The following is a 19,526-nucleotide window of genomic DNA, read 5'->3' as shown; positions in this document are numbered from 1 at the left end:
ATAAAAGATAGTTCGACACGAACGATATAATTAGTTGCCAGTCGACACAAAACGCAGTATAATCTGCTTGTTGTATAAAATTGTAAATTAAAGAAAGGAAAATTTGTAGAATGAAAGAGAATAGCCTTAAACAAGAAGAACTTCTGCAAATTTTAATGCACGCCTACCAAAAAGGCGAGCATTCAAATGAAATTACCACCAAAGAATTGCTGGATGAGCTGATTCTTCAATTTAGAAAAGTATACGCATCTTAATAGATCTCTACCGAAAAAAGTCCGCAATGATAAATTTGCGGACTTTTTTCGTCAACATCCCTATTAAACTATTTATAATCTTCCCGATATATTTTATATATACTTTTCGACAAGTATCGACATATTTCGAGGGGGGTGTACAAGCTATGAGAAATTGGATGACCCCGGAAGAAATGGAGCGGGAAAAAGCCAGAAAAAAAGCGCTGTTAACCATTTCTATCCCATTTTTAACGATCTTGATCACAGCTTTTGTAACCGTTTTATTAAATAAGTTTTAAAAATCAGAAGATTCGCCTGGGCGAATCTTTTTTTGGGTATTGCAAAAAAATTAATATACAATTTACAATTTCTTGTTATAATGACATTATTCAGCACGTACATTAAATGTTGACAAAAACATAGATTTTTTTTTGGGGAATTTATAGGGAATATTACCCTGGTTGGTTAAAAATATATCTGTATATTTTCCCATACTACATATTGGAGGGTACCATGGAAGAAACCATCAGCTTGAAAGAGCTGTTTCACACCTTGAAGAAGCGTCTTTCACTCATTATCATCATCGCAGCAATGGCCACGGCAACAAGCGGAATTGTAAGTTACTTTTTTCTCACTCCTATCTATCAATCTTCTACACAAATTCTCGTAAACCAAGCCAAAAGTGATCAGCAGGCAGTTCAGTACAATGAAGTTCAAACGAATCTGCAGCTTATCAATACGTATAACGTGATTATCAAAAGTCCTGCCATTCTGGATAAAGTGATTTCAGAGTTAGGTTTAGAGATGTCAGCAAGTCAGTTAAACAGCAAGATAACGGTTGGCAGTGAACAGGATTCACAAGTTGTAAACATCACTGTTCAAGATGAGGATCCTACACAAGCGGCTGACATAGCAAATACGATTGCGACTGTTTTCCAAAAAGATATTGTCAAAATTATGAACGCAGATAATGTCAGCGTCCTTTCTAAAGCAGAACTTGGTACAGATCCTTCACCGATCAAACCGAAGCCCGTTTTAAACATTGCGATTGCCCTCGTAGTAGGACTTATGGCAGGAGTCGGACTTGCTTTCTTGCTTGAATACCTGGATAACACAATTAAAAACGAACAGGATATTGAAAAATATCTTGAATTGCCCGTTCTTGGCGCTGTAACTAGAATTGACATAGACCAAGACTTAAAAGATCAAAAAGCTTCAGAAAAGAACCGAACAAGAGGTGGGTCCTTTGGCTCGTAAAGACCGAAAACAGCTTTTTAAGCTGCAAAATAGAAGTTTAATTTCAATGACAAATCCTAAATCACCAATTGCGGAACAATTCAGAACGATTCGCACAAACATTCAGTTTTCAACAGTGGATGAAGAAATCGTTTCAATAATTGTTACTTCTTCTGGACCAGGAGAAGGCAAGTCAACAACAGCAGGGAATCTCGCAGTTGTGTTTGCTCAACAAGGGAAAAAAGTGCTTTTGATCGATAGTGATTTAAGAAGACCAACTGCGCATTTTACATTCATGTCGGATAATCATATTGGCCTTACGAATGTTTTAACTAGACAGGCCACACTAAATGATGCAGTTAAAAATACAGAACAGGAAAACTTGTATTTATTAACGAGCGGTCCAATTCCTCCTAATCCAGCTGAACTATTAGCATCAAATGGCATGAAACAGTTAATTGAAGATGTAAAAAGAGAATACGATTTTGTTTTATTTGATACACCTCCAGTGCTTGCGGTATCGGACGCACAAATCCTTTCAAATGCAGTAGATGGCGTAGTTCTTGTCATAAACAGCGGAAAAACAGAATTGGAATCAGCAAAGAAAGCAAAGGATGCATTAGAGCAATCCCAAGCTAGAATTCTTGGCACGGTGTTAAATAATAAGAAGCGGGAAGACAGTCATTATTATTACTACTATGGTGCGAAAAAATAGTCGTTATAACAAAGCACACCTCTTTTGACCCAGGTCCCATAATGCCTTCTGCTTAGGTAATTTATACCAGTGAAGATTTGTGCAAAAGGTGAAATACCCATCCGACTAACAAGGGGAGATGGTTCTTATGATTGATATACATTCACATATCCTACCTAACCTTGATGATGGTGCAAGCAGTTATGAAGAAGCACTCTTGATTGCAAAAGCTGCTGTAAATGAGGGCATTACCACTATAATTGCTACACCTCATCATCAAAATGGTACGTATATAAACAGCAAAAATAAGATAATCGAAAAAGTTGATGAGCTAAACTTGCTTCTAAACAAAGAAAACATTCCTCTAACCATTTTACCTGGACAGGAAACACGAATTCATGGAGATCTGCTGAATGAACTTGAAGAGGATGTGATCCTGCCTCTTAACCATTCAAACTACGTATTTATCGAGCTGCCATCTGGACATGTGCCAAGATACACAGAAAAAATGCTATTTGATATCCAAATGAAGGGCCTAACACCAATCATTGTTCACCCAGAACGCAACTCAGAAATAGTCGAAAACCCAGACTTGATATATAAGCTTGTGAGTATGGGCGCGTTAACCCAAATTACTGCATCGAGCCTTACGGGTCACTTTGGAAAAAACATCAAAAAATTTACACTGCAATTAATAGAATCACAACTAACTCATTTCATAGCCTCAGATGTTCATAGTTTAAAAAATCGTCCGTTTCGGTTAACTGACGGATATGGTGTTCTCAATAAAGAATTTGGCGTAGATGCTACATACTTTTTTAATGAAAATGCAGAGCTTTTAATCAAGAATTTATCTGTTTATAAACCGGGTCCAAACAGAATTAAGAAAAAAAAGATTTTAGGCATATTTTAGAGAGAGGTAAACAGATGGAATTAGATAAATTTCCAAAGACTATTGTTAGAACTGTTCGTTATATTAAACATGATGCGACTGATACTCAAGTTGTTCAAATAGAAAAGTTATTAAAAAGTACTATTGAAAAAAGATTGAAAAATAGAGTACATAGTAAGGTATTTGATACAAATGAATATTCATTATTTAAGAGTTAAAATGGAGGAAAGAGAATGGAATTTAAGAAGACTAAAAGAGAATATTATAACGAACATACAAAAAGTCTAGATTTATCCATAATAAATGCTGGAAAATATAATATTACATCTTATTTATTCCATAAACGTTTAATTGATATTTTTCTAGCTGTAATAGGTCTTTTTATAACTTTTCCAGCTATCTTATTGTTTGCAATTTTAATAAAAGTTGAAACAAGAGGACCTTCATTTTTTTTTCAAGAGAGAGTTGGATTTAAAGGGGAAAATTTTAATGTTATTAAACTTAGATCAATGAGAGTAGATGCTGAAATAAAAGGTGCTCAGTGGGCTGTTAAAGATGATCCTAGAGTTACTCGTGTTGGAGCATTTATTCGAAAAACAAGAATAGATGAACTACCTCAGTTAGTAAATGTGTTAAAGGGGGAGATGAGTATTGTTGGACCAAGACCTGAACGTCCTTTATTTACTGAAAAATTTAATAATGAATTCCCTGGTTTTTCTGAAAGATTGAATGTTACTCCAGGTTTAACTGGCTGGGCACAAGTAAATGGTGGTTATGATATCACTCCAAAAGAAAAGTTAGATTTAGATTTATATTATATAAATAATCGTTGTATTACATTAGATATAAAGGTTATTATAAAAACTTTCAAAGTAGTATTAACTGGTGATGGTGCTAGGTGAATTACATAAAATTATTAGATAAAACTTTTAAAGTTAACTTAAGAGCTTTTTAAAAAGGATAATTTATATGAATCAAACAATTTTTTACTCAGTTTTTTTTATTCCAATTATTATGTATTTTTCATTAAGATTTAACTCTTTAAACTTTTATATCTTCCTTTTTATATTAATGCAGGTTTCTGGACTAGAAAGATTGCTAAGAGAAGAATATGGAATTGTATTCCTTGATAGTTTAATAATAATAATAATAATTTTCATTATTCTTATAAAGAAAGTGCAAATAAAATTTAATAAGAAATATATAATTTCGTTATTAAGTATATATGCATTTTATCTGTTCTATTTAATATTTGGGAGTGTTAATAGTTCTCCAGACCAAGTTTTTGAATTCATAAAATTATTATTTAAAAATTTAATAACACTTTTATTTGTTTTAATCTTATATAAAAATATAGAAAAAAATAAATTCTTTCTTTTGTTAGGCATAATAGGTCTCATAACATCTTTATTTGGAATTATTGATTGGTACTCAAACTTAGCTTTATTCGGAGATAGATATTTTTATCGTTCTTCTGGCTACATTGGAAATGCTAACCTTCAAGCTCAAATAATCACATTTATGACATTTCCAATTATTTTTTTATTATTGAGAAAACAAGTAAACCGTTATATAGGTTTCTTTATTGGAGCTGTAAATATTTTCGGACTATTAATTACACAATCTAGAGGTGGGATATTAATACTAATTATTGGTGTTTTTTTGCTTTTAATTTTTGAAAAAAGTATAAGTACTAAAAGCAAAATGTTTGCTATAGCAACTTTTATTGTGGTCCTTTCAACAGTTATTCTATTGATCAATAGAATAAATCCTCTTTTTCTTTTACGGTTGGTTGAAGGGGATAATAACGGTGATTTCACTAATGGAAGATATGATGCCTTAATAAAGGGATTAGAAACAATTTTTAATGATTCAATTTTTGGAGTAGGAATTGGAAATAGTTCAATCAATGAATTAAATCTGTCTTCCCATAATTTTTATGTTAATACTCTAGTGGAAACAGGAATATTGTTTCTTCCAATCTTAATAATTCTTTTAATATTCATCCTAAATGTTACAACTCGATTACTTAGAAAATCCGACGAATTAAATTTAATTGGCGGCTATCTGTGTATTATGCTACTGATATTGGGATTTTTCACACATAATATTCTTACAAATCCTTATTTTTACATTTTATTGCCTATAGTTATTATGGAAAGTGGCCAATTAAAAACAAGAAAATAAAAGGGCTGATTTAAAATCTTCCTGTAAATTTTTTAAACAGAGATTAGTTGAGGTGATAAAAATGAAAAAAATAAAAGTAATTCACTTGATCACAGGGCTAGATATTGGCGGTGCTGAAACTATGCTGTATAAGTTGGTTTCAAGTACAGATAATGCAATTTTCCATTTAAAGGTGATATCTTTAACTGATATTGGACCCGTTGGTAAGAAAATAAATGAGTTAGGCATACCTGTTATTTCTCTTGGGATGAAAAATGGAGTACCAAATCCAATTTTTTTGTTTAAATTAATAAGGATATTAAGAAGAGAAAAACCGGATTTATTACAAACTTGGATGTACCATTCAGATTTAATTGGGTTTATTGCAGGGAAAATAGCGAAGGTTTCAAAAATAGTTTGGGGAATAAGGCATAGCAATTTAAATTTAGATGAGAATAAAAAGAGTACAATTCTAATCGCTAAAGTTTGCAGTAAACTCTCAAAATATGTGGATAGTATCATTTGTTGCTCAAAAGCCTCAGTAGAAAGTCATCAGGAAATTGGTTACGACAAAAATAAAATGATTATTTTGCCAAATGGATTTAATCTTGATGAATTCAGGCCGGATATTCATGCCAAATCGAGATTAGTAGATCTCTTAAAAGTTAATCAAGATGACTTCTTAATAGGAATGGTTGGAAGATGGGATCCACTTAAAGACCATCAAAACTTTATTTTGACTGCTGAAAAAATATCTAAAAAAGTAAATAATGTGAAATTTATACTCTGCGGAAATGGTGTTACAAAAGAAAATGAGTTACTAGTTTCCTGGATTGAAGATGCAGGCATATCAAACAAGACATTTTTGCTTGGAAGACGAGAAGATATTTCGAAAATCATGCCAGGACTTGATCTATTAATTTCTTCATCTAGCGGTGAGGGGTTTCCAAATGTAATAGGCGAAGCTATGGCATGTGAAGTTCCATGTGTAGTAACGGATGTAGGTGATTCTGCATATATTGTAGGGGATACAGGGCTAGTTGTACAACCTAAAGATTCTAATGCATTAGCAAATGCGAGTTTGCAATTAATTGAGAGTAGCCTTGGTGAATTAGGGTATAAAGCTAGAGAGAGAATAATAAAAAATTTCGAGTTGAATATAGTTACCCAAAAATTTGAAGAAGCTTATTTAACGCTTATTAAAAAACAAATTTAGCAACTCCCCATGAATTTATCGCTGAAAAAAGGTGGAAATATGAAAGATAATGATCCAAGCAAAAAAATATTATTTGTAGCAACTGTGTATACGCATTTAGCAAATTTTCATAAGCCATACATCAGTATGTTACAAGAAAGAGGTTATGAAGTACATGCTGCTTGCAATCCTAACGAAGGTAGAAAACAAGAAATAGAGGAGCTAGGTGTAATTTGCTGGGATATACCCTTTTCAAGAAACCCATTTAATTTAAATAATTTTAAAGCAACGAAAGAATTATTAAAACTATTTAAGACTAATTACTATGAACTTATACATACACATACTCCAATTGCATCTTTCTTAACGCGCTTATTAGCAAGACTAAAAAATCAAGGTAATATACTTTATACAGCGCATGGATTCCATTTTTATAAAGGTGCTCCGTTTATTAACTGGCTTCTATATTATCCTATTGAGTTTATTGCTAATAAATGGACTGATGGTTTAATTGTTATGAATAAAGAGGATTACGAGGCTGGTAAAAAAATGGGACGTACCTCAGGGAAAAATATTTTTTTAACTAATGGAGTTGGTGTAGATTTAAATACTTTTAACAGTGAATCGACTGACGAAGGATTGATTAGAAGAGAGCTAAATATTCCACCAAATCATTTAATTGTTAGTTGTGTAGCAGAACTTACAGTTAATAAAAATCATCTTTTTCTTTTAAAAGCATGGGAAATTTTAAGTGGAAAATATGATGATATTCAGTTGCTAATAGTTGGCTCTGGTGAGAATGAATATAATTTAAAAAAATACGTGCATGAGACTAAATTGAATAATATCCATTTCTTGGGATTTCGCAAAGATATACCTTCTGTATTGCAAGATTCGGATATAGTAACATTGTTATCTAAAAGAGAAGGTTTACCTAAGTGTATTATGGAAGCTATGGCCGCTTCTAAACCAGTAATTGTTTCAAACACAAGAGGATTAAGAGATCTTGTTACTCATAATAAAAACGGATTAGTTGTAGACCTAGATAATTATCAGCAGCTAATAAATTCTTTTGAAGTACTAATACAGAGTGAAGAAATGAGAAGATTAATGGGTAAAAATGGTTTTGAAAAGATAAGAAAGTATTCAATAGAAAATGTAGTTTTTCAACTAAGGAGTATCTACAATAAATATCTAATAAAATAGCGTTTAATTCATGTAAAGAAGTGGGAAATTTGAGAATCTTTAAAAATGTATTTTTTGTAGTTATTATTCTTTCCTTGTTTAGCAAAGGGTTAGGTTTCTATCGAGATATCTTGATTACAAATTACTTTGGATTTGGAATAACAACTGATGCTCTATTAATGGCGATTTCAATTGTAACCTTGTTATTTTCGTTCTTTCAAACAAGTATTAGGACAACATTTGTTCCAATATTCAGTCAAAGTTATCGAATAAATCAGGAGAAAGCAGTAACAGATTTTAATTCTTTAAAAAGTTTTATATTAATAATACTTATAATATTAACTGGATTTCTTTATCTAAATGCTAATAGAGTTGCAGTGATTTTTGCACCGGGCTTTGATCAAGAGGCCATAAGTATGACTACTGAATACTTTCACTTAAGTCTTATATTATTACTAACATATGGTGTGTTTTATATAAATACTGGTTTTTTACAAGCAATTAGAATCTTCAGCACTCTTGAAACAGCTGGAATAGTAAACAATGTGGTTATTATTGTAATTCTTTTTTCGTTTTCCCAACAATTCGGACCGATATCTGTAATTTTTGGGTATATTATTGGTTCTCTTTTTCAAGTTTTTATTAGTTATTATACATTAAATATTAGAACCTCATATACCTTTAAATTCACCTTAAAAATTATAAAATCTCCAATAATTAAAAACTTTATCAATCTATCTAAATATGTCATGGTAGGAAGTTTGGTAACTCAAGTTTCTGTATTTTTAGATAAATTTATTGCATCGTACTTAATTACAGGTAGCGTTACTGCACTACACTATGCCAATTTATTAAAAACCTTGCCTCTAACTATTGTAGTTTTAACAGTAACTAACATCTTTTTTCCTAATCTCACTGTTTCATATAAAGAGGATAAGATAACATTTACTAGGTTAATTGAGAAGCAGCTTATTTATATGTCTTTCTTCACATTATATGTATCTGTAATATTTATTTGTTTGAGTAAGGAAATAGTTACTTTGTTATTTTATAGGGGTGAATTTACTATGACTGGAATTGAAATGGTATCTTCAGCTCTAATAGCTTATTCATGTGGCTCAGTTTTTTGGGTAATAAAAGAAGTTTTAGGGAAAGTCTCATATGCCGTAGAAGATACAAAAACTCCAATGATTTTAGCAATAAACTCTTTGATAATTAATTTGGTCTTAAATATTTTACTAAGCTATTACTTTGGACATGTTGGTATAGCTTTGGCGACTTCAATTAGTTTCGCTATAAATTGTTTGTTACTTTATTATTCTCTGAAAAAGAATATTAACTTTAAAATAAAGAAAAAAACAATTAATTTAATAATCTCAATGACTATTGTGAGTATGTTGGTTATAATCTCTATTCTTTATCTAAAACAATTAATATTAGAGTTTTCAACTAATCAAATCATAGTAATAACTACTATAACGTTAGTGATAAGTATTATTTATATAACAATAGGGAAATTTCTGGGCCTTATCAAATTTTCATGGGGTAGGTGAGAATAATTATGTATAAAAAAATATATGCACATATATTAAAAAAAATTGATCGACGAAAATATGCGAATTTTGTTTACAAAGACAGAATGAGCCGTTTGAAAAAAATGGGGGTTGAAGTCGGAGAAAATTGTAGAATAGAAACATTTAACTTTGGTTCAGAACCTTATTTGGTAAAAATTGGTGATCATGTTACTGTGGGAGCGAATGTGCAGTTTGTCACACATGATGGAGGTGTCTGGGTAATAAGAGACAAATATCCAAAGATAGATGTTTTTGGTGAAATTATTATAGAAGATAATTGTTTTATAGGAATAAACTCTATTATCTTACCAAATGTTAGAATTGGTGCTAATTCTGTTGTAGGTGCAGGTTCAGTAGTAACAAAAGATGTTGAACCAAATTCAGTAGTTGCTGGTGTCCCAGCTAGAAAAATATCTGACTTGGAGACCTATACTCAAAAGTGCTTAAAAGAAGGGATAATGACAAAAGGCATGGCTTATATAGAAAAGAAGGAGAAGTTGTTAAGTATTTATGGTGATTAAATTATATACAATATTTAGTGGAGATGGTAGTTATGGTTTTTAATTTATTACATGCTTTTAAGTTAAAGAGAGCTATTAAACAAGGACTTCAAATTGGAGAAAATTGTAGAATCCTTAGTTCTTCCTTTGGTAGTGAGCCTTATCTTATTAAAATTGGAGATAGGTGCACTATAACAAGTGGAGTGAAATTTATAAACCATGATGGTGGTACGTGGGTATTTAGAGAGGAAAAAGAATACAAACATATAAAAAAATACGGAAAAATAGAGATAGGTAATAATTGTTTCATAGGGTTAGAAACTATTATTATGCCTAATGTGAAAATTGGTGCTAATTCTGTTGTAGGTGCAGGATCTATTGTTACAAAAGACATCCCTCCTAATAGCGTGGCAGTTGGCAATCCTGCAAAGGTAATAATGACTATAGAAGAATATATTAATAGATGCCAACAAAATGCTACTCCATTTCCTAATAATGTGACTTCAAAAAAAGAATATTTAATTCAATATTTTTGGAAGGATAGTAATTTATGAAAATAGTAATGCTAATTTCGAGTTTTCACCCATTGTTGGGCGGCGCTGAAAAACAAGCTCAAAGATTAGGCGCTGATTTGGTGAGTAAAGGTAACAATGTAACGGTATTAACTAGATGGCATAAAGGTTTAAAACCGGAAGAGAAAATTGATGGGTTAAACGTTGTAAGACTAAAAGTATCTTCTAACTCGAAATTTGCACCGATTATTTATTTAATTAAAGTCTTAATGTATATGTGGAAATATAAAAAAGATATAGATGTTGTTCACGCACATGCACTAAGTGCACCAGGATTAACTGCTGCTTTAACTAGTTTTGTAACGGGTATTCCTTCTATTGCAAAGATAGCAGGCGGAGGGAATCAACTTGGGTGTGAAATTAAAAGAATGTATCTAGATAATATTATTGGTAAATTGAAAGTGAAGTTTATGCAAAAACACATTTCTAGATTTATAGCAATAAGCAGGGCTATCGAAGATGATTTGAATTATGTAAATACACCCTCTAAAAAAATAGTATTTCTTCCTAATGGGATTGATAAATTACTATATCAAAATAAAAATCAGAATGAATTTCATTTAAAGTCAAAGAAAACTTTTTTATATGTAGGAAGGTTAGAAAAAGTTAAAGGTATTGATATTTTAATGGAAGCTTGGAGTAGAATCAATAAACAGCTAAAACAAAATAGTCAGTTGATTATACTGGGGGAAGGCTCTATAGACATATCTAGATTCCAAACTGATGAATCCGTTGAGTACATGGGGAAGGTTGATAATGTAAGAGATTACTTAGCTAATGCAGATGTTTTTCTTCTCCCTTCAAGATATGAAGGAATATCAAATGCTTTGTTGGAAGCTATGGCTTCCAAATTGACTATTATAGCTAGTAAAGTTGGAGGGAACCCAGATTTAATAAAACATGGTGAAAATGGTTTTTTATTTGAAAGAGAGAATATTGAGCAACTACAGAATTTAATAGAAGGAATTATGTCATCTCAATATGACGTTAGTAGTATAGGAGAAGCAGCCTATAAATTTATTGAAAAAGACTATGATTTGGACAAGATATCAAACAAATATATTAAATTGTATCAACAGATATCAAATTAATTTAAGAATACACCATAGGTACTTAAAAACAAATGGGGGAACTATTATGAATCGTAATATTGGAGTTGTGGGTTTAGGATATGTGGGTCTGCCTCTTGCAGTAGCTTTTGGAAAAAACCATACCATTACTGGATTTGATATAAATGAACATAGAATACAATCGTTAAAGTCAGGTCACGATTCTACTAATGAAGTTACAGATAATGAATTGAACGAAGCAAAGATTAATTTCACATCAGATCCAGAGTCTTTAGCAAATTGTGATTTCATCATTGTAGCTGTTCCAACACCAATTACCAAGAGCAAACAACCTGACTTAACACCATTAGTAAAAGCCTCTGAAACGGTAGCAAAACATATTAATAAAGGTACAATTGTTGTCTATGAATCGACTGTGTATCCAGGGGCTACAGAAGAAATCTGTGTTCCTGTACTAGAAAAATTTTCAGGTTTAAAGTATGGCATTGACTTTTTTGTTGGGTATTCACCTGAACGTATTAATCCAGGTGATAAAGAACATACATTTACGAAGATAACAAAGGTCGTATCAGGTCAGAATGAATCAGTTTTAGATATAGTAGCAAATGTTTATGAAAGTGTAGTTGAAGCAGGTGTATATAGGGCTAGTACTATCAAAGTTGCTGAGGCAGCGAAAGTAATAGAGAATACTCAGAGAGATTTAAATATCGCTTTAATGAATGAATTAGCATTAATTTTTGATCACTTAAAAATAGATACTAAAGAAGTATTAGAAGCAGCTGGAACTAAGTGGAATTTCTTGAAGTTTAGTCCTGGTTTGGTAGGAGGACATTGCATAGGAGTTGATCCTTACTATCTTACATATAAAGCGGAATCTGTGGGCTATCACTCACAGGTTATCTTGGCAGGTAGACGTATAAATGATGATATGGGTAAGTATATTGCTCAGTCTTTAATTAAAGAGATGATTCGTAAAAATTTACCTATTCAGGGTGCAAAGGTAACTGTTTTAGGACTAACTTTTAAAGAAAATGTACCAGATCTTCGAAATTCCAAAGTTATAGATGTCATCCGTGAGTTGGAGGATTTTGGTGTAGAAGTTCAAGTTTCAGATATATTAGCAGACAAGAATGATTCAAAAGAAGAATATGGAGTAGATCTCATTGACTTTGAATATCTAAAGCCTGCTGATGCTGTGATATTAGCTGTCCCTCATCAAAAATATATTAACAATGGTTGGGAACAATTTAACCAATTATTAAAACATGGTAAGGGAATTGTAGTTGACATAAAAAGTTGTTTAGATAAAGAAACATGTCCAGAAGAATTAACATTATGGAGACTATAAGTTAATACAAAGCCTAAGTTGAATATTTGAAAGTAAGAAAGGGGAAGTAGATGATGTTAGAAAACATTAATATACCAAAAGGCAGTAAGTTCCTTATTACTGGTGGAGCAGGCTTTATTGGATCGAACTTAATAGAGGCTGTATCACATCTAGGTTATGAAGTTAAGGTGCTTGACGATTATTCCAATGGATTAAGATCTAATATAAATAATTTAAAAGAATTATACGACTTTGAAATGATTGAAGGAAGCATAACTGATTTAAAGACATGTAAGGAAGCAACAAAAGGGGTAGACTATGTTTTACATCAAGCTGCATGGGGATCGGTTCCAAGATCTGTTAAAATGCCATTGACATATGACACAATTAACGTACATGGAACACTAAATTTAATGCAAGCAGCTGTTGAAAATGATGTAAAAAAGTTTGTTTATGCCTCCTCATCTTCTGTTTATGGGGATAACTTTTCACTACCAAAGTATGAGGGGCAAGAGGGAAATCCTCTTTCTCCTTATGCTATTACAAAAAAAGTTAATGAAATATATGCTAAGAACTTCTTTGATTTATATGGTCTAGAGACAGTTGGTTTAAGATACTTTAATGTCTTTGGCCGGAGACAGAATCCACATTCTACATACGCTGCTGTAATCCCAGTATTTGTTAAAATGCTTTTGGATAATCAAGCTCCAACAATTAATGGTAATGGAAATCAAACTCGCGATTTTACATATATAGATAATGTAATTCAAGCTAATCTAAAGGCTTGTATTGCAGGTAAAGAAGCAAGTGGAGAAGCATTTAATATAGCTTATGGTAAAAACATTAGTTTAAATGAATTGTATTCTTACATTACTGAATTGTTAGGGAAAGAAATTGCTCCAAATTACGGTCCTACAAGAGTAGGGGATATTCCACATTCTCTAGCTGATATCTCTAAAGCGACAAAGTATTTGGATTATCTTCCACAGATTGATGTTGATAAAGGCTTAAGATTGACCATGGATTGGTATATTAGTAACTTATAAAAACTAAGCTTTGAAACTTTAAGAAGTTAACAGCTATCTAAAGTCGCTCACTTTCCTTATATAATTATCATAATGTTTTTTCAAGCTCTATATTTACTGTCGCAATTTTGATATTTTTATACTTCTCTTAGCGCTATATAAAGGGGTGCTGTTTAATGGCAATTTTGGTTACAGGCGGAGCCGGTTTTATTGGAAGTCATACTTGTGTAGAACTAATTAATTCTGGATACGAAATTATAGTAGTGGATAATTTTTCTAATAGTAATCCCGAATCACTAAATAGAATAAACATTATAACTGAAAAAAAATTAAAAATTTATAATGTTGACCTATTACAAATAGATAGGTTAGAACAAGTATTTAAAGAAAACGATATACAAGGAGTTATTCACTTTGCAGGTTTAAAAGCTGTAGGAGAATCAGTAAAAAATCCTTTTAAATATTATCAAAACAATATAACGGGTACTTTAATTCTACTTGAGACAATGAGAAAACATGAGGTTTTTAAAATTGTATTTAGCTCATCTGCTACCGTTTACGGTTTACCAGAGTATGTCCCTATCTCAGAAAATAGTATGTTAAACCCTACAAATCCTTATGGTAGAACCAAACAAATGATTGAAGAGATACTAAGTGATATTTACATCTCAGAGAATAGGTGGAGTATTGCAGTTTTACGTTATTTTAATCCAATAGGGGCCCATGCAAGTGGCCTTATCGGTGAAGATCCAAAAGGAGTACCCAACAACTTAATGCCATATATAACTCAAGTTGCTAGTGGCAAATTAAAAGATCTTAATATTTTTGGAGACAATTATAATACGGTTGATGGAACTGGCGTAAGGGATTATATTCATGTGACGGATCTTGCTAAAGGACATATAAAAGCTTTAGATAAAGTTTTTGAATTAAGTGGATTTAACGTCTACAATCTAGGTACTGGAAATGGTTATAGTGTCCTTCAAATTATTAAAGCATTTGAAAAAGTAACTGGAACAAAAATACCATATACAATAGGTTCTAGGCGTTCTGGAGACATTGGAGAATGTTTTGCCGATCCAACAAAAGCTGAAGAAGAACTTGGATGGAAAGCTGAAAAAAATATTGAAGAAATGTGTTTAGATTCTTGGAGATGGCAATCTAACAATCCAGAAGGGTACTCTAAAGTGTTATTATCTAAATAATAAAAAAGTAGTGAACTTATTTAAGTTCATTACTTTTTTAGTTTATACCACTAAACCACCTCACAAAAAAGCAACAACGACATCTTAAAAGGTTCTTCTTTATTATCCATCCTCCAAAACAGCTGCTCAAAAGCTTTCTTCCCAAATAAGTATAAATCAATATCCATCATCTTAATCTTCGGGTTAGTAATCTGTGATAAATGACCGTTGTCAAAGCTGCCAATGCCGACGTCAGTTGGCACGGTGTACCCTTGCGCTGCAAGGTGGACCTGGTGATGAAGCCAAGGCCATCCTTGAGCAGAAACAGGCATTGGCATGTGGTTGGAGCTGAAGCTTGAGATCCTGCCTTCTCACGATCTGGACAGTCAAAAGACTTATTAACTTCTGTGAAAAAGGCGAAAGAGCGCGGAGTTGGACTCGTCAGTTTTACTGCCTATAGTGAAACGCCTTTAACAAAGCTTTCTGATGAGGTGTTATGGACAATCCATCCGCTGTGCAACAGCTATATTTCAACAGGACTTGATATGAGTGCATTGTATTTAATAGATAGGATTAATTTGCACTTCTTAGAAGATGAAGAACGAAGAAAGACTTATGAAGAGACAGTTAAGGCTATTAAAGCTACTGTTCGTGAATATGATTAAAGAGAAAGTCTATTAGGCTGTTCTCAGGGAGTTGCGCGTATTCGTATGTAAAGAAGGTAATGGACCATTTATAATTGGTCCATTACCTTTTTTGTTGGAACATAAGCAATTGATTCTCTTTTTGTTAACCTAGCCGGCAGCAAAGTCTCAAGAAACAGATCATCCTGAATCCAACGTTGTGATGATTGTATTAGCATTTCTTGATAACTATCCGTTATCAAACGGTTTACTGATATCCAGGGGCTTTCATTTCTAATAATGCAAACGCTATAATAGATTCATATTCTTCTTAAAATTAACGATTTAAACAAATGAGGATGTGTATACATTTGAGTCAAACGCCCATTTTTTTAACCCCTCTCTTCCAAGATCGCATCTGGGGAGGAACTTCATTAAGAGAAAAATTTAACTACGATATCCCAACTGAAACCACAGGCGAATGCTGGGCCATCTCTGCCCATCCAAACGGACAGAGTGTTGTTTCTGATGGGGAATATGCCGGAAAAACGTTAGGTCAATTATGGGATGAAAATCGCGAATTGTTTGGCGGAGAGGAAGGAAACACATTTCCGCTGCTAACAAAGATTCTTGACGCCAACAATGATCTTTCTGTTCAAGTACACCCGAATGATGAGTATGCGAATGAACACGAAAATGGCGAGCTTGGGAAAACAGAGTGCTGGTACATCATTGACTGCAAAGAAGGGGCAGACATGATTTACGGACATAACGCTGCTTCTAAAGAAGAGCTGATTCAAATGGTGAACAGCGGGGAATGGAATTCACTCCTGCGCCGTGTCAAAATTAAGCCTGGTGATTTTTTCTACGTGCCAAGCGGAACGATTCACGCTTTATGTGAGGGTACACTTGTGCTTGAAACGCAGCAGAGCTCTGATACGACTTATCGTGTGTATGATTATGACCGTACGGATGACGAAGGGAACAAGCGGGAACTGCATCTTGAGAAAGCGATTGATGTGAGTACAGTGCCGCATGTTGATGGTCAGAATCATCCAGCTGTAGCAAAGATGAAAGATGTAGCCATTACGACTTTTGTAGAAGAGCAGTATTTTACTGTCGGCAAGTGGGAAGTAAATGGACAAGCGTCATTTACGCAGGATCAGCCTTTTCTTCTTTGCAGTGTGATTGAAGGAGATGGCGAGCTTATTCATGATGGTAAAAGATATCCGATTCCAAAAGGAACCCATTTTATTTTGCCTTCAGAGACTGGAGTTTTTTCGATTAGCGGTAAATGTGATTTAATCGTTTCTCATATATGAAAAATGACAAGGGTTCCGATGCAGGAATCCTTGTTTTAGTATTCTGTAATTTTATTAATCTGAATATTGACTGAATTAAAACTATTTACTATAATGAAGTCAGATTAATGAAACCGGTTCGATACATCAAAAGGCATATTCTACATAAATAGAAATATATTTTAATAGTATCTTCAATAGTCCGTGAAATACTTCTTTAATATTTCATTATTTTTTTACTGTCAATGAAACCGGTTCGACGAAATGTGGAAGAGGAGATCTTAATGGTCACAATAGGCGATGTAGCAAAGCAGGCTGGAGTATCTAAAAGTACGGTTTCAAATGTATTCAGCAAGAAGCGTCCGATAAGTGAGGATGTGACAAAGCGTGTGATTCAGGTTGCAAAGGAATTGAATTATGTTCCTAATCATATGGCAAGAAGTCTGGCTATTAAGAAGACGATGATTATTGGTCTTAAGATGCCGACTGTCAAAGATTATGAGTTAAGCAGCTTTGAAACGAAAGTGATTAATGGGGTTGTGAAAAAGTCTTCGGAAAGCGGATACCGGGTTCTTTTGGACCGCATCTATGAAGGAGATGACCAGTCGAACTTTTCAAGGGATCCTGTTGACGGAGTGATTCTATTAAATCCCCGTGAAGATGATCCTCGTATTGCGCAATACAGGGATTCCAGCATGCCGTTTGTCCTGATCGGGCGGCCAGACAGAACGGACATGGATATCAAATGTGTTGATAATAACAATATTGAAATGGCGAAAGAGGTCGGGGAGTATTTAATCGGCAATGGCCATCGCGAAATTTTGTTTTTAAATGCCTCCTATCATATGACGGTAGCAGAGGACAGAAAAGCTGGGCTGCTGCGTGCCTATGATAATTACAATATGCCGTTTGACGAGGGGAATGTTGTTTATTATGATCAATCGACCTTTTCAAACGCATCTGAATATGGGTATGTCTCTTTTTTAGAAAAGGTAAAAGAGAAGAAATATACAGCGGTCATTGCGGATTCGGATCGTGTTGCACTTGGGGTGATGAGAGCCGCAAGGGAAATGGAAGTGGATATTCCGGGAGATCTTTCCCTGATTGCTTTGAGCAATAATGAAACCCTGGCTCTAGAGACGACTCCTAACTTAACGAGTGTCGAGCTGTTTCCTGAGAAGTTGGGGGAGGAAGCGGCTGAGGTTCTGATTAATATGCTGAACAAACAGCTTGTACCAAGAATCAGAACGATTCCTGCAAAGCTGGTTATTCGCGATTCTTGTCAAGATATGAATCATCAAGAAGCGTAATGGATGAAGCATGAAAGGAGGGGAACCCTGGAATCTATCAAGATTCTACATACTTAATTGTAAGGGTTTACATTTAATTAACAACGATTAACAGGGGGATTATGATGAAGAAATGGCTATTTTTAGTACTTGCTGTTTTTCTTGTTTTATCAGGCTGTCAATCGAGCACGGGCAGCTCGGGCGGGAAAACGGAACCTGTAAAGGCGCCGGATCGTGATTTAGCGGCAGAAGGCTTGCCGGAGTTTAATGAAAAGGTTGGAGAATTAGGCAAAACAGATTTGGAAATTTGGCTTGCAGCTGACTATGCCAATACTGCTCCAATTCAAGATGCGATCAAGGAATTTAAGGAAGTCTATCCGAACATTTCAATTAAAACGGTTGGGATTGAATGGGGAGATATGAGCAATAAAGTGAAGCTTGCGGTTTCCAGTGGAGCGGTTCCTGATATGGCTCATGCCCATGCCTTTGCAATGGGTGCACAGGGTCTTGCTGAACCGGTTGATGATCTGTGGGAAGAGTGGGGCGAAGAGGATAAGTTTGTTCCAGGCGGTATTGAGGATACGACCTGGGAAGGTGTTAAATACGGAATGCCGATTGATATAAATACTACAATCTACTTGTATAACAAGAAGGTTTTTGAAGAGAATGGCATCAAAGAAGCGCCTAAAACGCTTGATGAGCTAGTGGCTGTATCAAAGAAGCTGACGAAGAAAGATGGATCCAGATATGGAATCGTGACGAGTGCGAGCGGATGGAGTTTCTTTGGAAATGTCATTGCAGCAGGAACGAACACGCTGAAGTTTGATGGGGACAAGGTGACAGCAAATCTGAATGATCCAAAGATTGTTGAAACGATGGCGAAATATACAGGCTTAGCAACAGTTGATAAATCATCTCCTGTTCCTCCGCCGCAAGAAAGACAAACCGATCATCCTGTAGCGATGTTTGGAACAGGAAGAGCTGTTTCCTTCATTTCTGGACCTTGGGATATCGCAAGAATCAAAAATGAGTTTCCTGATTCCTATAAAGATCTTGCAACAGCTCCGCTTCCTGGTGATGGAAATGGTTCTGTATTGGGAGGGGGCAGCTTGTTTGTTCCAAAAGGATCTAAAAACAAAGTCGCTTCCTTTGAGCTGATGAAATGGTTTGTTTCGGACAAATACGGAATTCGTTTAGCAAAAGAGCAAGGCCGTCATCCAGTGAAAACACACTTATATGAAGATGAAATGTACAGCGATCCATTATTGGAGCCATATGTAGAGACCTTACAAGATGCTGTACCGTATAAATTGGAAGCGTACCCAGAAGCAAATGATGCATGGGGTAAAGCTCTGCGTGCTGTGTTTGACGGAGCTGATCCGCAAAAAGCACTGGACGAAGCACAGGGAATTGCCGAAAAAGCTGTGAATTCAGCTAAATAGACATTGGAATCGAATGGT

General features: G+C 34.0%; 21 protein-coding genes. 20 read left to right on the top strand and 1 reads right to left on the bottom strand.

Annotated elements, in window-relative coordinates; all coding sequences use genetic code 11:
- Nucleotides 1–110: 110 nt before the first annotated feature.
- The 16 genes from LIT25_24840 (at nucleotide 111) to galE (ending at nucleotide 14,874) form a co-directional block, all read left to right on the top strand.
- Nucleotides 111–254: a hypothetical protein gene (locus tag LIT25_24840; protein USK33689.1), complete on the top strand. Its 144-nt coding sequence runs from the start codon at nucleotides 111–113 to the stop codon at nucleotides 252–254.
- Nucleotides 255–746: 492 nt separating this feature from the next.
- Entirely contained in the window at nucleotides 747–1,490 is a 744-nt protein-coding gene (locus LIT25_24835; protein USK33688.1) for a capsular biosynthesis protein, read from the top strand.
- Between the two features lie 46 nt (nucleotides 1,491–1,536).
- Entirely contained in the window at nucleotides 1,537–2,184 is a 648-nt protein-coding gene (locus tag LIT25_24830) for a CpsD/CapB family tyrosine-protein kinase (protein USK36402.1), read from the top strand.
- Between the two features lie 127 nt (nucleotides 2,185–2,311).
- Nucleotides 2,312–3,076 carry a tyrosine protein phosphatase gene (locus LIT25_24825; GenBank protein ID USK33687.1) on the top strand — a complete coding sequence of 255 codons (765 nt, stop codon included), beginning with the start codon at nucleotides 2,312–2,314 and terminating at the stop codon, nucleotides 3,074–3,076.
- 14 nt (nucleotides 3,077–3,090) lie between these two features.
- Complete coding sequence (locus tag LIT25_24820; GenBank protein USK33686.1) at nucleotides 3,091–3,273, top strand: hypothetical protein; 183 nt, start codon at nucleotides 3,091–3,093, stop codon at nucleotides 3,271–3,273.
- 15 nt (nucleotides 3,274–3,288) lie between these two features.
- Nucleotides 3,289–3,957: an exopolysaccharide biosynthesis polyprenyl glycosylphosphotransferase gene (locus LIT25_24815; GenBank protein ID USK33685.1), complete on the top strand. Its 669-nt coding sequence runs from the start codon at nucleotides 3,289–3,291 to the stop codon at nucleotides 3,955–3,957.
- Nucleotides 3,958–4,024: 67 nt separating this feature from the next.
- A complete protein-coding gene (locus LIT25_24810; protein USK33684.1) occupies nucleotides 4,025–5,242 on the top strand; it encodes an O-antigen ligase family protein in 1,218 nt (405 codons plus the stop codon).
- Nucleotides 5,243–5,303: 61 nt separating this feature from the next.
- Nucleotides 5,304–6,437, top strand: a complete 1,134-nt coding sequence (locus tag LIT25_24805) for a glycosyltransferase (protein ID USK33683.1) — start codon at nucleotides 5,304–5,306, stop codon at nucleotides 6,435–6,437.
- A gap of 39 nt (nucleotides 6,438–6,476) precedes the next feature.
- The gene (locus LIT25_24800) at nucleotides 6,477–7,622 is read left to right on the top strand and encodes a glycosyltransferase family 4 protein (protein ID USK33682.1); all 1,146 of its coding nucleotides are present in this window, start codon (nucleotides 6,477–6,479) and stop codon (nucleotides 7,620–7,622) included.
- Nucleotides 7,623–7,651: 29 nt separating this feature from the next.
- Nucleotides 7,652–9,154, top strand: a complete 1,503-nt coding sequence (murJ, locus tag LIT25_24795) for a murein biosynthesis integral membrane protein MurJ (GenBank protein ID USK33681.1) — start codon at nucleotides 7,652–7,654, stop codon at nucleotides 9,152–9,154.
- A gap of 8 nt (nucleotides 9,155–9,162) precedes the next feature.
- Nucleotides 9,163–9,696 (top strand): acyltransferase, encoded by a 534-nt coding sequence (locus LIT25_24790; protein ID USK33680.1) that lies wholly within the window; start codon nucleotides 9,163–9,165, stop codon nucleotides 9,694–9,696.
- 32 nt (nucleotides 9,697–9,728) lie between these two features.
- Nucleotides 9,729–10,229, top strand: coding sequence for an acyltransferase (locus LIT25_24785; protein ID USK33679.1), 501 nt, complete (start codon nucleotides 9,729–9,731; stop codon nucleotides 10,227–10,229).
- Nucleotides 10,226–11,338 (top strand): glycosyltransferase family 4 protein, encoded by a 1,113-nt coding sequence (locus LIT25_24780; protein ID USK33678.1) that lies wholly within the window; start codon nucleotides 10,226–10,228, stop codon nucleotides 11,336–11,338. The genes LIT25_24785 and LIT25_24780 overlap by 4 nt, the downstream gene beginning before the upstream one ends.
- A 46-nt stretch (nucleotides 11,339–11,384) precedes the next feature.
- Nucleotides 11,385–12,665 carry a nucleotide sugar dehydrogenase gene (locus tag LIT25_24775; GenBank protein USK33677.1) on the top strand — a complete coding sequence of 427 codons (1,281 nt, stop codon included), beginning with the start codon at nucleotides 11,385–11,387 and terminating at the stop codon, nucleotides 12,663–12,665.
- Nucleotides 12,666–12,715: 50 nt separating this feature from the next.
- The gene (locus tag LIT25_24770) at nucleotides 12,716–13,690 is read left to right on the top strand and encodes an SDR family oxidoreductase (GenBank protein ID USK33676.1); all 975 of its coding nucleotides are present in this window, start codon (nucleotides 12,716–12,718) and stop codon (nucleotides 13,688–13,690) included.
- Nucleotides 13,691–13,845: 155 nt separating this feature from the next.
- A complete protein-coding gene (galE, locus tag LIT25_24765; protein USK33675.1) occupies nucleotides 13,846–14,874 on the top strand; it encodes a UDP-glucose 4-epimerase GalE in 1,029 nt (342 codons plus the stop codon).
- A gap of 50 nt (nucleotides 14,875–14,924) precedes the next feature.
- Here the strand turns inward: galE and LIT25_24760 are convergent, their stop codons facing one another.
- The gene (locus LIT25_24760) at nucleotides 14,925–15,191 is read right to left on the bottom strand and encodes a substrate-binding domain-containing protein (GenBank protein USK33674.1); all 267 of its coding nucleotides are present in this window, start codon (nucleotides 15,189–15,191) and stop codon (nucleotides 14,925–14,927) included.
- A gap of 69 nt (nucleotides 15,192–15,260) precedes the next feature.
- Between LIT25_24760 and LIT25_24755 the strand changes: the two genes are divergently transcribed.
- From LIT25_24755 to LIT25_24740, 4 genes are all read left to right on the top strand, one after another.
- Nucleotides 15,261–15,518, top strand: a complete 258-nt coding sequence (locus LIT25_24755; protein ID USK33673.1) for a hypothetical protein — start codon at nucleotides 15,261–15,263, stop codon at nucleotides 15,516–15,518.
- A gap of 329 nt (nucleotides 15,519–15,847) precedes the next feature.
- Nucleotides 15,848–16,798 carry a mannose-6-phosphate isomerase, class I gene (gene manA / locus LIT25_24750; GenBank protein USK33672.1) on the top strand — a complete coding sequence of 317 codons (951 nt, stop codon included), beginning with the start codon at nucleotides 15,848–15,850 and terminating at the stop codon, nucleotides 16,796–16,798.
- Nucleotides 16,799–17,061: 263 nt separating this feature from the next.
- Entirely contained in the window at nucleotides 17,062–18,087 is a 1,026-nt protein-coding gene (locus tag LIT25_24745; GenBank protein USK33671.1) for a LacI family transcriptional regulator, read from the top strand.
- 104 nt (nucleotides 18,088–18,191) lie between these two features.
- Nucleotides 18,192–19,508 (top strand): extracellular solute-binding protein, encoded by a 1,317-nt coding sequence (locus LIT25_24740; GenBank protein ID USK33670.1) that lies wholly within the window; start codon nucleotides 18,192–18,194, stop codon nucleotides 19,506–19,508.
- Nucleotides 19,509–19,526: the final 18 nt, after the last annotated feature.

This window comes from Bacillus sp. F19 (assembly GCA_023823795.1).
Taxonomy (GTDB): domain Bacteria; phylum Bacillota; class Bacilli; order Bacillales; family Bacillaceae; genus Bacillus_P.
This window is presented reverse-complemented; position numbering and strand designations above follow the sequence as displayed.

Bases quoted from the DNA above. Each gene is read 5' to 3' on its own strand.
- LIT25_24830 (USK36402.1), top strand. From the start codon at position 1,537: ATGACAAATCCTAAATCACCAATTGCGGAACAATTCAGAACGATTCGC.
- LIT25_24745 (USK33671.1), top strand. From the start codon at position 17,062: ATGGTCACAATAGGCGATGTAGCAAAGCAGGCTGGAGTATCTAAAAGT.
- LIT25_24760 (USK33674.1), bottom strand. From the start codon at position 15,191: ATGCCAATGCCTGTTTCTGCTCAAGGATGGCCTTGGCTTCATCACCAG.
- LIT25_24740 (USK33670.1), top strand. From the start codon at position 18,192: ATGAAGAAATGGCTATTTTTAGTACTTGCTGTTTTTCTTGTTTTATCA.
- galE (USK33675.1), top strand. From the start codon at position 13,846: ATGGCAATTTTGGTTACAGGCGGAGCCGGTTTTATTGGAAGTCATACT.
- LIT25_24810 (USK33684.1), top strand. From the start codon at position 4,025: ATGAATCAAACAATTTTTTACTCAGTTTTTTTTATTCCAATTATTATG.
- LIT25_24780 (USK33678.1), top strand. From the start codon at position 10,226: ATGAAAATAGTAATGCTAATTTCGAGTTTTCACCCATTGTTGGGCGGC.
- LIT25_24820 (USK33686.1), top strand. From the start codon at position 3,091: ATGGAATTAGATAAATTTCCAAAGACTATTGTTAGAACTGTTCGTTAT.
- LIT25_24785 (USK33679.1), top strand. From the start codon at position 9,729: ATGGTTTTTAATTTATTACATGCTTTTAAGTTAAAGAGAGCTATTAAA.
- LIT25_24840 (USK33689.1), top strand. From the start codon at position 111: ATGAAAGAGAATAGCCTTAAACAAGAAGAACTTCTGCAAATTTTAATG.
- LIT25_24800 (USK33682.1), top strand. From the start codon at position 6,477: ATGAAAGATAATGATCCAAGCAAAAAAATATTATTTGTAGCAACTGTG.
- LIT25_24825 (USK33687.1), top strand. From the start codon at position 2,312: ATGATTGATATACATTCACATATCCTACCTAACCTTGATGATGGTGCA.
- LIT25_24775 (USK33677.1), top strand. From the start codon at position 11,385: ATGAATCGTAATATTGGAGTTGTGGGTTTAGGATATGTGGGTCTGCCT.
- LIT25_24815 (USK33685.1), top strand. From the start codon at position 3,289: ATGGAATTTAAGAAGACTAAAAGAGAATATTATAACGAACATACAAAA.
- LIT25_24835 (USK33688.1), top strand. From the start codon at position 747: ATGGAAGAAACCATCAGCTTGAAAGAGCTGTTTCACACCTTGAAGAAG.
- LIT25_24790 (USK33680.1), top strand. From the start codon at position 9,163: ATGTATAAAAAAATATATGCACATATATTAAAAAAAATTGATCGACGA.
- LIT25_24770 (USK33676.1), top strand. From the start codon at position 12,716: ATGATGTTAGAAAACATTAATATACCAAAAGGCAGTAAGTTCCTTATT.
- LIT25_24805 (USK33683.1), top strand. From the start codon at position 5,304: ATGAAAAAAATAAAAGTAATTCACTTGATCACAGGGCTAGATATTGGC.